Here is a 14,318-nt window from a genome sequence, read left to right as displayed (position 1 = left end):
ACACTAAAATGAATAACACTCATCCAGCCATTACCATGGCATTGACATTACTACTGGTATCCTGCACTTCACTTCAATCAACAAAGTCATCCAATGTTTCCAATGCATTTTCCGATACCACGCCGAAAGCCCTTAGTAATTCCCAAGCACCGTCAGCCATTACCGATGCTCTGGTTCCCGATTTCAATCAAATCTTAGCCACCTCCCAAAATACAGCGCAGCAGATGCGTCTCAATATTTCCGTTAATGAAGTCGATGCCCGTGAGTTTTTTATGGGACTGGTTGTAGACACCGAAGAAAATATGCTGGTACACCCTGAAGTAGCTGGGACCATTTCGTTGGAACTGAAGAATGTAACCATTGCACAAGTCCTTGATGCCGTACAAAAAGTCTACGGTTATGATTACAAGAAAAACGATATGGGTTACATCATCTATCCTGCCACATTACAAACCAAAACCTTTAAGATAGATCGGCTGGATTTGGTTCGGGTAGGTAACTCAAATACCACCGTGTCGTCCGGCAGGCAAGCTAGCCAAAACAACTCGCAGGGAAGCAATAGCCAACAAGGAGGGAGCAATCAACAAGCCAACACCAATCCATTGGGAAACAGTCCAACGGGAAACGGTGGCTCACAAAATTCCAGCTCGTCAAGTAGTTCCGTTCGTACTACAACAAATACAGACTTCTGGCGGGAGCTGAAAGACTCTTTAAATAGCATCATTAAAGCCGACCCAGCTGCAACCGTAGATATTAACCAACAATCGGGCATCGTGATTGCCCGGGCAAAACCCGTGCAGTTGCGTGAAATCGAAAGCTTCCTGTCTGCCACCCAAACTCAAATCAGCCGACAAGTCATCCTTGAAGCTAAAATCCTGGAAGTTACCCTTGATGATAATCACCAAGATGGCGTTAACTGGGAAAGCATCGTCAGAGAAGGTATTAATAAAGCCCCACTGTTGACTGGCATAGGCGGAATCATGGATCCTGCCACATTTTCTTCTGTTTTTACCTTAGGTGCTCATTCCGGCGATTTTCGTGCCTTTGTCGAACTTATGGAAACTCAAGGAAAAACCAATGTATTGTCGAGCCCAAGAATTTCGACTTTAAATAATCAATCTGCCATTATTAAAGTCGGCCAGGATGAATATTTCGCTACCGGTTTTACTGGTGGAACTCAAACCACCCCGAACGTCGCTGGCACCGGACCTACAGTCCTTATTGATGTTTTCTTTTCCGGCATATCACTGGATGTTACTCCACAGATAGATGATAATGAGGACATCACTCTGCATATCCACCCGTCCATTAGCCAAGTTAAAAATGACACCAAGGATTTCGGCCTTAACATAACCTTACCATTGGCACTCACCACAGTCCGAGAATCAGACAGCATCGTCAAGGCTAAAAACGGTCAGATTATTGTGCTGGGCGGCCTGATGCAGGAGAATGATAATGAAAAAAAACAAGGCATCACCGGGTTAGCAGCAATTCCTTATATCGGCAACCTGTTTAGAGTCAATACCGGCTCGACCCAAAAATCAGAACTGATTATATTGCTTAAAGCCTCCTTTATCAGCAGCGATGCGGACTGGCAAAAAGACATAAATTCCAGTAAACAACGTTTTGAAAGACTTGACTCACAGCCGCGTTGGAAATAATTTATATAAAATGCGATATGGATAAATGCATTGTTCCTGCATTGCCTACATGGATATAGGTAAGGGGCGTGAGCACGACTGCAAGGACAGATTTTTACTCCATGCAAAATCCGCATTCCCCACATCCCTGTCGGGAATGCGGCCGGTAGAGCACCAACAGTAGACGCTTTAACCGACGCAGGAGCCGTCGTTACCGAGGAACGGAAGCTCGCCAAAGCATCCACTGTTGGTTACCCTACAACAAGCGATCCATGGCGTTATCCGGCAACGCAAACCAAGCGTAATATAACCCGAGCTACAATAGTGGCAATATCTCCATAAAAAATATTTTAAAAGTTATTTATGTATAAAACACACTTTGGCCTCAATAGTCAGCCATTTGGTTTAACGCCTGACACACAGTTTTTTTGTGAACTACCCTCTCATTTAGAAGCGCTCAACGTGTTGCTGATTGCTTTACATAACGGCGAAGGATTTATCAAAATTACCGGGGATGTCGGTACCGGCAAAACCATGCTCTGCCGAAAATTGCTTAATGAATTACCCGAACCTTTTGAGACATCATACATTCCCAACCCACACTTGCCGCCGGTCGGCTTGCTGATGGCAATTGCCGATGAAATGGGCATTGAATATTCCCGTCATATCGGGCAAAACGGACTGATGAAGCTAATTAATGAATTTCTAATCAATAGCGCTGTTAACGGCAAAAAACCGGTACTGATTATCGATGAAGCTCAATCCATGTCAATTGAAACATTAGAAGCGTTACGACTTATCACTAACCTGGAAACCGAAAAACAAAAACTACTGCAAATCGTGTTATTCGGTCAACCTGAACTTGATGAACAACTACATAACAAAGCCATCCGACAACTCAGACAGCGCATCACCTTTAGTTACGCGCTTAAGCCGCTCACGCCAGAAAATGTTGCTGATTACATTAAACACCGGTTACGTATTGCCGGTATGGGTAATCTAAGCATTTTTTCCGGACTGGCTATTCAAGTTATACACCATTACAGCCGAGGCATACCCAGACTGGTTAATATTTTAGCCAATAAAGCGATGCTATCAGCTTATGGCAAAGGCCATTCGTCAATAGGTGTAAAACACGTTTATCTAGCCGCGCTGGACACCGAAGACGCCAATACAAAATTTAAGTTTTTTGGCTTTCGTAAACGCTATTTACTGCTGTTGTTACTCGCGATTATCGGCTACCTATGGGAACCTGTGGCATCCAAGTTATGAGCCTGATCAATCAAATGCTGCGCGACTTGGAAAATCGCAACACACCCAACAATGCACCAACAACTCTGCACCATAATATTCAGGTAACACAACCTTCGCCGTCTAAAATACATCTCCTGTTCTGGAGCTTATTGGCTATTATTGCGACGGGCGGTACTTATGCCGCATATCAATACAGTAAAACGCTGGCTAAAACTCCTCCAGCAATTGTTACCGACAACGTTAAAAAAGATCCGATCCCTATTGCATCTTATGAAAAGGTATTGACTACGCCAAACGCCATTATTAACCCTGAGCCAAAAATCGAACTTAGACCATCCGAAAATACAGCAATTCAGCCAGCTTCAGTTGCTCAACCCGTACCAGTAGTCCAAGCAGCACCCACGATTCAACCCAAACCGCCAACTCAACCCGTCCAAACGGCTGCCGCAGCTCAGCCATCTCCTGAGATTATTATCGAGCCACCTATTAAAAAAATGCCCATCGCTTCTAAACCGGCCCTGATCGAATCAACATCCGCCAAACAGCAAGCGGATGTGCTCTATCGTCAGGCAGAAAATAATTCTCAAGATTACTCGGTAACTTACAAACTGGAACAAGTCCTTAAGCTCGATCCGCGACATCTCAAGGCTCGACTATTATTAGCTAAAACATTGCACAACCAGGGGCAAGTTAGTAAAACTGCCGAATTTCTAGATCAAAGCCTGGCCTTATTTCCTGATAACCTACAATTTATCAACACCCGTGCACAACTATACTTGCAACAAAAAGACCCTAACGGTGCGTTTAAGACGCTGCAGCGTATTGATTTAACAAACAACTCCAATGAAACCTATTTATCTTTATTGGCGGCAACCTATCAACAGCTGCAATCCTTTGCTAATGCAGCTAAAGTCTATCAAAGGCTGGTAAACGTTAACCCGGAAAAAGCTGAAAACTGGCTGGGTCTAGCGCTATCACAAGAAAAACTCGGCAATCCAAAACTTACCCGTGAAGCCTACCAGCAGGCGCTAAGTAAAAACACTCTGAAAGAATCCATTGCGAGCTACATTAGGCAACGACTAACCGAGCTTAGATAAATTTGTGCTCCACTAAAAGAATATCTTGCCGAATAAATACTCAATGAAAGTTGAGTCGATGCCTTGTATAAATGGACATTCTTAGCAATAAATTTGTGCTAGGCGGAAATGACGTCAGTGTGCGAGGAGTGTAGGTTTGATAAAGCAGCAATAAGTTCTAATCAATAAGTCAGCATGTTACATTGTCGGCACATATTTCTCGTAGCGCAAGACTTTAGGTAAACAATACATGTCGATTTTCTACTAAGAACTTATGAGTCATTAACTGACCAACAAAATCAAAAGGATAGTGGAGACTCTGAAGGAAAAACTGACGCTATGAGCTTCTGTTTATACTTTAAATGCTTTCGCCTATTCGATGCGTTAAAACTACTCATAATTTCACACAAAAACCATCTGAAATTTAACGCATGCTCGAAAGAAAGCCATTTTATTGAGGGATTTTTTCAGCGCAATTGTGAGAGGCCCCTTATAATTTATATTTGGGTTATTTACCTGCCTCTGTTAGAAAACTGGCCGTCTCATATCGGAAAAACATAATCAATAATACAATGATGAGAGACGACCAGAAAGGCACAAGACTATTAGAAACAACTTATCACTCGACTTAAACTCAAAGCCGCCATTTAAATTATTTAGTTAATTTTGCACTCAACTGTGCTGACCATAGACCAAAGTACGTACCAACTACAATAGAGATAGATATTACAATTAAAGGATTATCTAAAGAAACACTCAGAAGAATATCTTTAGTCAATTTACCGGGAGTTTGCAGCAAATATGCAAACGTAGATGAATAACCAAGTACGCTGGCAGGTATAGTCACAAGAGCTGGAATATTCGCAGCAAGACACATAACGACGACTGAACAAGTTACAGTAACTGCGGCCCAAAGTGGGAAGCCAAGAATTGCTGTAGATGGAATGTTAGTGATTTGAATAGCAGCTAACCAAGCCATAAATACACCGAAAATCCCACACACGATGGTATTTTTTAATGCTTCTTGAGTGGCGCCTAGAAAAAAGAAAGCTGCCCATGCAATGGTTGCGGCCCATATAAAAAATATACCACTAAGAGGCCCCACGGCCAAAAACGTTGCGAAGCCGGCTAAACCGGCAATACTTATTGAAAGTGCTGTAAGATTGTTCATAATATATTTCCAAAATTCACCTCACTTATTATTTAGTTAGATTTCGCATTGAGGTGGTTCTACGAAACATAACACTTTGAGTTAACCAATAGCCAAACCAAAATCAGTCCAGTTCAAATATTAGCAGATATTATTTTCACAATAAACATCAGCATCCAAAATGCTTAATCTCGCGTAACTTCATCGTCCCCTTATAAATGTCAGCCGCAATTTGCATTGCAAATTCTGCTCATCTAAAAAACAATAGATTATCAATGATACTAATCATAAACAATTTGCACGATATTTTTAACATTCCACAGAGCTTAGGAAACCGCATTAAAATAATCAATTGCTTAAAATAGATTTTCTAAATAACCAGAACCAATTCGAACCTAAAAAATTCATAAGCCCACTTAGACTGTAAATCCACTTTTGTTATAAGATATTAATTTTAAAATCTACTGAGTTTTATATAAATAGAAAACTTGACGTTGCCATAAAGGAATTAAGATAAATATCTAAATTATTTAGACCATAAAACTACAGCCAAGAAATTATCATCCTTGTCTCGCCATTTTTCTGACTGCTCAATGCGCTGCACCACTATATGCGAATATCATGCAATTCCCTGAACATATTCAGAACCAGTATGGAGACTAACTCCCCAATTTATAAGAATTTCATAATCAGAAAATAGAATAACTATTAATGAATTACTTTGGAAAAACAATCAAAACATATTAGCTAAATAATAATTTATAATTTATTTTACAAATGGTAATTTCTGCATTGTAGCAAAGGCACTACCTCTACACGCTATCTTGTAGATGATAAAGTTTGCCACCCGGCTATAAATACGAGAATATCCTGCCGGATGGCTTTACAAAAATCCTTATCCTTCCAAACTCGCCAAACGGGCTGCGAGGAATTCTTCTAATGACTCTAACGCTTTGGTGAAGCCATCGATACCTTCTGCAAGTTTCTCAGAAGCCATACGATTTTCAGTATGCATGCTATCAAAGGTCGCTTTATCAATAGTTAACTTTTCAATTGACGCGCTAGCTGCATTTTTAGGATCAAGCTTACGCTCCAAGTCACCTTCGGTAGACTGAAGTTCAGCTAACAGAGACGGTGCAATCGTTAACAAATCACAACCTGCCAATTCAACAATCTCACCAACATTACGGAAGCTAGCACCCATAACTTCAGTTTTATAGCCAAATTTTTTGTAGTAATTGTAGATTTCTGTAACCGACAACACCCCTGGATCTTCAGCAGGGGCGTAGGAATCACGACCGGTATCCTTTTTGTACCAATCCAAAATGCGTCCAACGAAAGGTGAAATCAGGGTAATTCCGTTTTCGGCACAGGCAATCGCCTGATGCAGACCAAACAATAAGGTTAGATTACAATGGATATTTTCTTTTTCAAGAATAGCAGCAGCTTGTATACCTTCCCAAGTTGCAGCAATTTTGATCAGAATTCGTTCGCGTGGAACGCCTAACGCTTCATACATCGCGATTAATTCGCGACCTACGCGGACGCTAGCATCAGTATCATATGAAAGACGAGCATCTACTTCAGTGGAAACCCGCCCTGGAATAACTTCAAGTATCTTTTGTCCGAAAGAAACAGCCAGACGTTCAAAAGCGAGGGTTGCTACTTGCGCTGCAGATGCATCTTTACCCAAAGTATCTCTAGCACCTTTCAAAGTATCATCAACAATTCCTTGATATTGTGGCATTTGAGCAGCGGCAGTAATCAACGAAGGATTAGTTGTCGCATCACGAGGCTTGAAAGTTTCAATAGCTTGAATATCGCCAGTATCAGCTACAACCACTGTCATTTCTCTCAGTTGTTCAAGTAAAGTCTTAGCCATTAGGGGCTCCTTTTATTTTAAAATTTAAAAAACAATTAAGATATACACTCATCATTTCCAAACACATTCAGAATATAGACGAGTGACATCTAATATAATAACAGGGGTGGGGTATACCGTGAGCAACGGTAGTTAACTATCAAAAAGCCATAAATACAGCCCCTACCGATCTGAGGTGAGCCATTATTTTAATGATGGCTCTTTTTTTTGGCAGGGATCAGAATAAAGTCTATTTAATATTGGACACTCCTTAAACAATGGCACCAGTGTCTTCATCTCACACAACTTTAACTGATCATGTTAGCGACTTATAGGCGTCGCTTTAATTACAACGATAATAACTGTTTCGTATATAGATAGCCAGACTCATGTTTGACCAAGGCATCTGCACTTTGCTAATATTATTTAGTCATACTTTTTCTGGATTTTCTCTTGCAGAAATAATTTGCCTTGTCACGTATTTAGAAACACCACTTGCCCTCGGCAATACAGATTGCTTTTCCATATACTTCGCAACTCCACTTATTTTGGGCATCTTTTTTGCTGCCATCGCGTCTCTTTTCATATACTTTGCGACTCCACTCACAATCGGCGCCTCTTTTACGTTTATTGCTTGTCTCGCTACATACTTTGCAACTCCACTTAAAACAGGAGCTTCCTTTCTAGACAAAATTTGCTTTGCCACATACTTTGCAACACCACTTACTGGTGGTTTTTCTTTCGACAAAATTGCTTGCTCTTCCAAATATCTAGCCACTCCAGTTGCCGCTGCCGCTGCCACTTCCCTTTCTTTTGCCTTTGCGATCTCCTTTTCTATTGCCAACTGCTCTTCTTTTTCTTTTTCTTTTTCTTGCTCTTTTGCAAACATACGTTGCTCTTCCAAGTACCTGACAACTATAGCGGCAGCAGCAGCTTTTCTCTCGGCGATAGATTCGTCTTCAAGATATTTAGCAACTCCGGTTGCAGCTGTAGTATTCCTGGCGGATATGGATTGCTTTATTAGATACTTAGAAACACTGCTTATAACGGGTGACTTCGCTTGCCTTTCCATATACTTAGCAACGCTACTGACTGCGGGTGCTTTTTTTGTAACGACAGCATGCTTGGCCATATACTTAGCAACACCGCTTATTTTCGGTGCTCTCTTTGCGAATATAGCCTGTCTTGCCATATACTTGGCAACACTGCTTACAGGAAACTGATCCAATTTCTCCAAGTACTTGGCAACACTACTCACTGATGTTACTTCTTCGTGTTTTTCTAAGAGATCAACAACTTCATCTACTGTAGAGATATCTTCCTGACTTTCCAAGAAATCAGCGACTTCATTACTTGCCGACAGCTCTTCCAGATTTTTCAGATACCTCTCAACTCCGCTTAAAACCGGCTCAACTTCTTGGCTTTTCAAATACCTGGCAACTCCAGTAAGCTCATTAGGGCCACTAACATATGCGCGGGGACTGGTTTGTGTTTCAACTTCTCTTTTGGAACCAAAAAATCCAGACACTAAATCGATCAAGTAATTTTGATCCACTTATCACCCCCGGTTGCGCATGTACTTTTCAACTCCAGTTCCTGCTTGAGCTGCTGTTTCTTTTGCAGATCTAGCCTGTTTTTCAAGGTATTTTTCAACTCCGCTTGCCGCGGCTGTTTCTTTTTCAGATACAACCCGACTTTCCAAATATCTTGCAACACCAGTCGCAGCAGCCATATTATGCTTTCTCAGATATCGAGCAACTCCGGAAAGTCCACTAACTTGGCCGGAATAAACTGAAGATTTGCTAACTTTGGCTTTTGGCTCGCGCTTAATAAAAAACAGATACCCAGCCACGGCAAAAGCAACCAATCCAAGCAAGTAACTCATCATTGACTCTTCTTCGACTTTTACCGCTGCGCTTATCTCTGTATCATCCACTGTAGTCCGCTCAGACGCTGATGGTGCCGCAACGAATTTACTTGGCTTATAGTCAGCATCCTTGTATAGAACCTTTGGCTCAAAGTCTGCCGCTGGATATTTTGAATCCGATTCTGTTGACTCAACAGATTTGGCCTGCTTGGTCGGTGCCGGCACAGACTTGCCGCTGTCAATATCTTGATAAATTACTTTTGGCTTGAAATCTGCTGCTGGATATTCTGTTTCTGCCCCTGCTATGGGACTGGCCAATAACAGCGTAGCAACTAAACCATTCGTCAAATTATTTATTTTCACGTGTGAATCCCCCTCTATGCGTTGTTTTTAGAGTAGCCATATCTGCGCTATATCCTTGACTTAATAACATTAATATCAATGAGTTACACACCCAATCGATATATCTAGCCGTCTCAATAACGCAAATATGACCTTTAAAATTAAAGTACCGCTTCTACGTTTTTGACCACGTTTTCAACAGTAAAGCCGAAGTGTTTCATCAATATGCCGCCAGGTGCAGATTCGCCGAAAGTATCAATACCGACAACTGCGCCTTCTAAACCAACATATTTACGCCAAAAATCAGTAATACCTGCTTCAATCGCAACACGTTTTACACCTGGTGTTAATACGCTGTCTTTATAAGCTTGCTCTTGACGGTCAAATACATTTGTTGATGGCATTGAAACAACACGCGCTTGAATACCTTTTTCTGCTAAGGCTGCTTGTGATTTTATTGCTAATTCAACTTCTGAACCGGTTGCAATGAGGATAACTTGGGCATTTCCTGCTGCTTCAGAAATAATGTATGCTCCTTTACGGATAGCTGCGATTTGTTCGTCTGTACGCGCTATGAAAGGCAAGCCTTGACGGCTTAATACTAAGCTTGAAGGCCCTGTCATACGCTCAATTGCCATTACCCAAGAAACCGCTGTTTCTGTAGTATCGGCAGGTCGCCAAACATCCATATTTGGAATGTAGCGCATAGCAGAAGTATTCTCAATCGGCTGATGCGTTGGACCGTCTTCCCCTTGACCAATAGAGTCATGGGTTAAAACAGCAATGGTGCGAATTTTCATTAACGCTGACATACGCAAAGCGCTTTTCGCATAATCAGAGAACATGTGAAATGTTCCACCGAAAGGCAATAAACCACCATGCAACGACATACCGTTCATAATAGTGAACATGCCAAACTCACGCACACCGTAGGAGATATAATTACCCATCTCTTTACCGCTGACATGTTTAAAGCTGCTGCAACTGGTTAAGTTAGAACCTGTTAAGTCCGCAGAGCCACCTAAAAATTCAGGTAATGTGGGGGCTAATCCGCCAATTACTTTTTGTGAAGATTGACGGGTGGCAAGATTTTCTGCTTTTGCGTTGGTTTCAGCAATCAATGCGTCAGTCGCTGCCTGCCAATTAGCCGGCAGCTCACCAGCCATACGCCGTTTAAATTCTGCTGCTAATTCTGGATACTCTGCCTCATAGGCTGTGAATTTAGTATTCCATGCTGCTTCGGCTTTTGCACCTTTTGATTTAGCATCCCAGCCCGCATAAACATCTTCTGGAATGATGAATGCTTCGTGATCCCAACCTAAAGCTGCTTTAGTTAAATTAATTTCAGGTTGACCTAAAGCTGCACCATGACATTCGTGAGAGCCAGATTTGTTTGGCGACCCAAAACCAATGGTTGTTTTGCAGCATATTAAGGAAGGCATATCAGTCATCGCCTTAGCCATAACAATTGCTTTATTAATCTCTTCAGGATTATGTCCGTCTACTGACAGAACATGCCATCCGTAAGCTTCAAAACGTTTTGCTGTATCATCCGTATACCAGCCTTCAATATGGCCATCAATAGAAATACCGTTGTCATCCCAGAAAGCGATTAAGTTGCCTAAACCCCAAGTACCCGCTAATGAACAGGCTTCATGAGAAATGCCTTCCATCAAACAGCCATCGCCCATGAAGACATAGGTATGGTGATCAACAATTTTATGACCTGGACGATTAAATTGATCTGCAAGCAGCTTTTCAGCCATCGCAAAACCAACACCATTGGCAATTCCTTGCCCTAACGGTCCGGTCGTTGTTTCAATACCAGGTGCATAACCGTATTCAGGATGTCCCGCACATTTTGAATGTAATTGACGGAAAGAGGCCAATTCATTCATAGGCAAATCATAGCCACTCAAATGCAATAGTGAATAAATCAGCATTGAACCGTGACCGTTGGAAAGAACAAAGCGGTCACGATCTGACCATTTCGGATTGGACGGATTGTGGCGCAGGTGATCATTCCACAACACCTCGGCAATGTCCGCCATGCCCATAGGTGCGCCTGGATGCCCAGAGTTTGCTTTCTGCACGGCATCCATGCTCAAAGCGCGTATGGCGTTCGCTAATTCTCGACGCGAAGTCATATTCTTCTCCTTACTATTGATAGATTACTAAATGGTGACTTTTATTCGTCTGATTGACTCTGTCACGAAATGTTCTTTCGGCGTTTCATACCTTACAAGGATTAGAACGAGTGGGTTATAACCACTCGTTCCCATGCCGCTATTCTAAATTAGCGTGCCTTTCTCTCATTACTTCTTCGGGAATTCCTTTTTCATGGATAATATGAGAAATGGTTGCTTCCAAAAATAACAAAGTAGATAGTTCAAACACAGTCCCCATGGGCATCCCTAGAACCTTGCCATACTGCTCCGGACTACCGATTTGAAATACTGCATCTGCCAAGTCGCCAATGGTTGAACTGCCTTTCGCAGAGATCAAGACAATGTTAGCACCTATTTTTTTTGCATTTTTAGTGAATGCTATTAATTGCTCAGTCTCTCCTGATCCGGAAATAATGATCAATAAGTCACCGCTTTTAATGCTCGGCGTCACAATTTCACCCACGACACTTACATCGTAACCGCCGTGAACCAACCTCATTGCAAAAAAATTGCCAACAAGCTTGGAACGTCCCGCGCCCGCGATAAATATACGTTTGGCGCTATCAAGCAATTCGGTCAACCTTACATCATACGTATCATCTGTAGCTTCAAGAACACCTGAAATCTTTTCTATGATAAGTTGCTGATGCATAATTATACCGCGTCAACCAATTCGCGAATTTCACGCGCCGCATCAGCAGGTGAAGCCGCGCCATAGATTGCTGCACCAACCACGATGATGTTTGCACCTGCACGAACCACATCTTGCACAGTTGACGGCTTAATACCACCGGCAACAGAAATTCTGACGTTTAAGCCCAATCTTGCGATGTCATTCAAATCAGCAAAAGGAGTATGACCTGCTGCTTGTGCATCAAGACCTGTATGAATACCCATGATATGAGCACCCATGTCTGCAGTAGCACGTGCACATGCTATTTTATCTTCAACATTAATCAGATCGATTTGAGCTTCTGCGCCGTATGCATTTGCTGCTTTGATAACGCCTGCACAAGTTGCAAGGCCGGATACGCCTAAAACTGTACAAATATCAGCGCCTGCTGCATAAAAAGGTGTTGCTTCGTATTCGCCTGCGTCCATTGTTTTAAGATCTACCAACAACAGTTTTTCTGGAAATCTTGCTCTTAATTCTTTAACCAAGTTAAGTCCATTATATTTGATGCATGGGGTTCCGATTTCAAATATATCAACGTAAGGAGCTACTAAGGTAGCAAGGCCTACTGTTTGGTCGAAATCCAATGAATCTAATGCCATTTGTATTAATGGTTTTGCCATGATGCGTGCTCCGATGGGTTATAGTAATAGTTATAATTTTAGTTACTTACTCTTTATGCGAATGCAACTTTAAAGTAGAAAGGGGACCGATGTCAATGCCCAATGCTCAATGTTCTGCGTTGATACATCGATAACAGCTGAATGAGGGAAACATACAAGCAAAATGTTATAGATTTATTTTATATATCCGCGACAACCCCACCTTACCCCACAAGGTTTCTTTTCGCCCGCTAAAATGCCCATTAATTACCACCAAAGCAACATGAGCGGCCTCTTTATTCAACCAATTGCAAACAATCAAGGTGGTTTTGTCCAAGATACACTCATATTACAACAGCCCGATTTTGTTCCTTTTACAATGAGCTATTTGAACAGTTTTCAGTACATCAATGATCAGGCAACCTTAGAAAATAACATACATTGAATCACGAACTCCGCTCCGTCACAGTCACTGCATTCTTAACATCGTATTTAAATACAACCATCCACTCTACTGAATCGATTCATAAATCGTTATCGTGTGTGTCTGGACAAAATCAAGCTTTTTGTGTCAAGCTTCAAACGAAATCAAGCTCAACCTTGTATTTCCCATTGATTGAGACAACCTATTGACCAAGATTTTGTGTATCGATAACCATTAGACTTATAAGCACGCTGGCGGATTCAATTCGCATTATCCGTTGTTGCGCCCCCACAACCGGCAACTATGCTCAAATGAAAACCAACGGAATGCTTATATAATTCCACGCACATTAGAATAATAAACCCAATTAAGAGAGAAACGATCCGATGGAACCTTTTATCAATATACGCGCACTCATTATCGACATGGATGGCGTTTTATGGCACGGCGACCAACCAATGCCTGGCTTAGCAGACTTTTTTCAAACCTTACGTGAGCAACAAATTCGCTTTATTCTGGCAACCAACAACGCCAGCCTGACTCAGGAGCAGTATGTCATCAAACTGGCGCAGATGGGCGTACAGGTAACTTGCGATGAAATCCTGACATCCAGCATGGCAACCGCATTGTACCTGAGCAAGCATAACAATCCCGCCGAAAGCCGCGTATTCGTCATCGGCGAAGATGGCGCTAAACAGCCGCTCCTTGATCACGGCTTTACCTTGACCAAGCTGTATGAATTAAATGACGACAAAGACAACCCCAATATGGGAGCTGATATTGTTGTCTGCGGTAAAGACAGCACCTTATCATGGGACAAGTTGGCAACTGCTACGCTGAATATTCGCGCAGGCGCCCAATTCATTGGCACTAATGCCGACACTACATTACCCACAGAACGCGGCCTCACCCACGGCAACGGTGCAATTCTGGCGGCACTACAGGCGGCCACCGGCATAACGCCAACCATCATCGGCAAGCCCGAGCCTATCATATACCAGCAGGCTCTAGCGTTGCTAGGCATTGACCCAGCCCAAACAGTGGCTATCGGCGATCGATTAGAAACTGATATTCTTGGCGCAGTTCGCACCGGCATACGCAGCCTTATGGTTTTATCAGGAGTATCCACCGAAGACGATTTCAAAACAACCGACTATCGACCAACCTGGGTTATGCCGGATATCCGCGCCGTCACGCAAGCATTAAAAAACTGACAGCTACGTACATCCGACTCACTGCCCACGCTATCCTTAAAAACTTG

The 14,318-nt window shown here is 42.3% G+C and carries 11 protein-coding genes; 4 read left to right on the top strand and 7 right to left on the bottom strand.

Annotation, left to right across the window (positions count from 1 at the left end; genetic code table 11):
- Positions 1 to 35 precede the first annotated feature (35 nt).
- From Q8L79_RS12085 to Q8L79_RS12075, 3 genes are all read left to right on the top strand, one after another.
- Positions 36 to 1,661 carry a secretin N-terminal domain-containing protein gene (locus Q8L79_RS12085; RefSeq protein ID WP_305271595.1) on the top strand — a complete coding sequence of 542 codons (1,626 nt, stop codon included), beginning with the start codon at positions 36 to 38 and terminating at the stop codon, positions 1,659 to 1,661.
- Positions 1,662 to 2,003: 342 nt separating this feature from the next.
- Positions 2,004 to 2,912: an ExeA family protein gene (locus Q8L79_RS12080; RefSeq protein ID WP_305271592.1), complete on the top strand. Its 909-nt coding sequence runs from the start codon at positions 2,004 to 2,006 to the stop codon at positions 2,910 to 2,912.
- Entirely contained in the window at positions 2,909 to 3,991 is a 1,083-nt protein-coding gene (locus Q8L79_RS12075; protein WP_305271590.1) for a tetratricopeptide repeat protein, read from the top strand. Before Q8L79_RS12080 ends, Q8L79_RS12075 begins: the two co-directional genes overlap by 4 nt.
- Positions 3,992 to 4,622: 631 nt before the next feature.
- Here the strand turns inward: Q8L79_RS12075 and Q8L79_RS12070 are convergent.
- From Q8L79_RS12070 to hxlA, 7 genes are all read right to left on the bottom strand, one after another.
- Positions 4,623 to 5,141 carry a DUF1097 domain-containing protein gene (locus Q8L79_RS12070; RefSeq protein WP_305271587.1) on the bottom strand — a complete coding sequence of 173 codons (519 nt, stop codon included), beginning with the start codon at positions 5,139 to 5,141 and terminating at the stop codon, positions 4,623 to 4,625.
- A gap of 874 nt (positions 5,142 to 6,015) precedes the next feature.
- The gene (locus Q8L79_RS12065; RefSeq protein WP_305271585.1) at positions 6,016 to 7,002 is read right to left on the bottom strand and encodes a transaldolase; all 987 of its coding nucleotides are present in this window, start codon (positions 7,000 to 7,002) and stop codon (positions 6,016 to 6,018) included.
- A gap of 409 nt (positions 7,003 to 7,411) precedes the next feature.
- Positions 7,412 to 8,536: a hypothetical protein gene (locus tag Q8L79_RS12060; RefSeq protein WP_305271583.1), complete on the bottom strand. Its 1,125-nt coding sequence runs from the start codon at positions 8,534 to 8,536 to the stop codon at positions 7,412 to 7,414.
- 3 nt (positions 8,537 to 8,539) lie between these two features.
- Positions 8,540 to 9,211, bottom strand: coding sequence for a hypothetical protein (locus Q8L79_RS12055; protein ID WP_305271581.1), 672 nt, complete (start codon positions 9,209 to 9,211; stop codon positions 8,540 to 8,542).
- Between the two features lie 140 nt (positions 9,212 to 9,351).
- Positions 9,352 to 11,337 carry a transketolase gene (tkt, locus tag Q8L79_RS12050; protein ID WP_305271579.1) on the bottom strand — a complete coding sequence of 662 codons (1,986 nt, stop codon included), beginning with the start codon at positions 11,335 to 11,337 and terminating at the stop codon, positions 9,352 to 9,354.
- A gap of 139 nt (positions 11,338 to 11,476) precedes the next feature.
- Positions 11,477 to 12,010, bottom strand: coding sequence for a 6-phospho-3-hexuloisomerase (hxlB, locus tag Q8L79_RS12045; protein WP_305271577.1), 534 nt, complete (start codon positions 12,008 to 12,010; stop codon positions 11,477 to 11,479).
- A gap of 2 nt (positions 12,011 to 12,012) precedes the next feature.
- Positions 12,013 to 12,654: a 3-hexulose-6-phosphate synthase gene (hxlA, locus tag Q8L79_RS12040; protein ID WP_305271575.1), complete on the bottom strand. Its 642-nt coding sequence runs from the start codon at positions 12,652 to 12,654 to the stop codon at positions 12,013 to 12,015.
- Between the two features lie 789 nt (positions 12,655 to 13,443).
- Here hxlA and Q8L79_RS12035 point away from each other — a divergent pair.
- Positions 13,444 to 14,271 (top strand): HAD-IIA family hydrolase, encoded by an 828-nt coding sequence (locus Q8L79_RS12035; RefSeq protein WP_305271573.1) that lies wholly within the window; start codon positions 13,444 to 13,446, stop codon positions 14,269 to 14,271.
- Positions 14,272 to 14,318: the final 47 nt, after the last annotated feature.

The organism is Methylobacter sp., assembly GCF_030680395.1.
In the GTDB taxonomy this organism is placed as follows: domain Bacteria; phylum Pseudomonadota; class Gammaproteobacteria; order Methylococcales; family Methylomonadaceae; genus Methylobacter_A.
The sequence above is the reverse complement of the archived record's forward strand: the minus strand, read 5'-3'. Positions and strand labels throughout refer to the sequence as shown.

What these genes read in the sequence shown, in the direction of transcription:
- hxlA (WP_305271575.1), bottom strand. Translation starts at nt 12,654, where the DNA reads ATGGCAAAACCATTAATACAAATGGCATTAGATTCATTGGATTTCGAC.
- Q8L79_RS12075 (WP_305271590.1), top strand. Translation starts at nt 2,909, where the DNA reads ATGAGCCTGATCAATCAAATGCTGCGCGACTTGGAAAATCGCAACACA.
- Q8L79_RS12035 (WP_305271573.1), top strand. Translation starts at nt 13,444, where the DNA reads ATGGAACCTTTTATCAATATACGCGCACTCATTATCGACATGGATGGC.
- Q8L79_RS12080 (WP_305271592.1), top strand. Translation starts at nt 2,004, where the DNA reads ATGTATAAAACACACTTTGGCCTCAATAGTCAGCCATTTGGTTTAACG.
- Q8L79_RS12085 (WP_305271595.1), top strand. Translation starts at nt 36, where the DNA reads ATGGCATTGACATTACTACTGGTATCCTGCACTTCACTTCAATCAACA.
- tkt (WP_305271579.1), bottom strand. Translation starts at nt 11,337, where the DNA reads ATGACTTCGCGTCGAGAATTAGCGAACGCCATACGCGCTTTGAGCATG.
- Q8L79_RS12065 (WP_305271585.1), bottom strand. Translation starts at nt 7,002, where the DNA reads ATGGCTAAGACTTTACTTGAACAACTGAGAGAAATGACAGTGGTTGTA.
- Q8L79_RS12070 (WP_305271587.1), bottom strand. Translation starts at nt 5,141, where the DNA reads ATGAACAATCTTACAGCACTTTCAATAAGTATTGCCGGTTTAGCCGGC.
- hxlB (WP_305271577.1), bottom strand. Translation starts at nt 12,010, where the DNA reads ATGCATCAGCAACTTATCATAGAAAAGATTTCAGGTGTTCTTGAAGCT.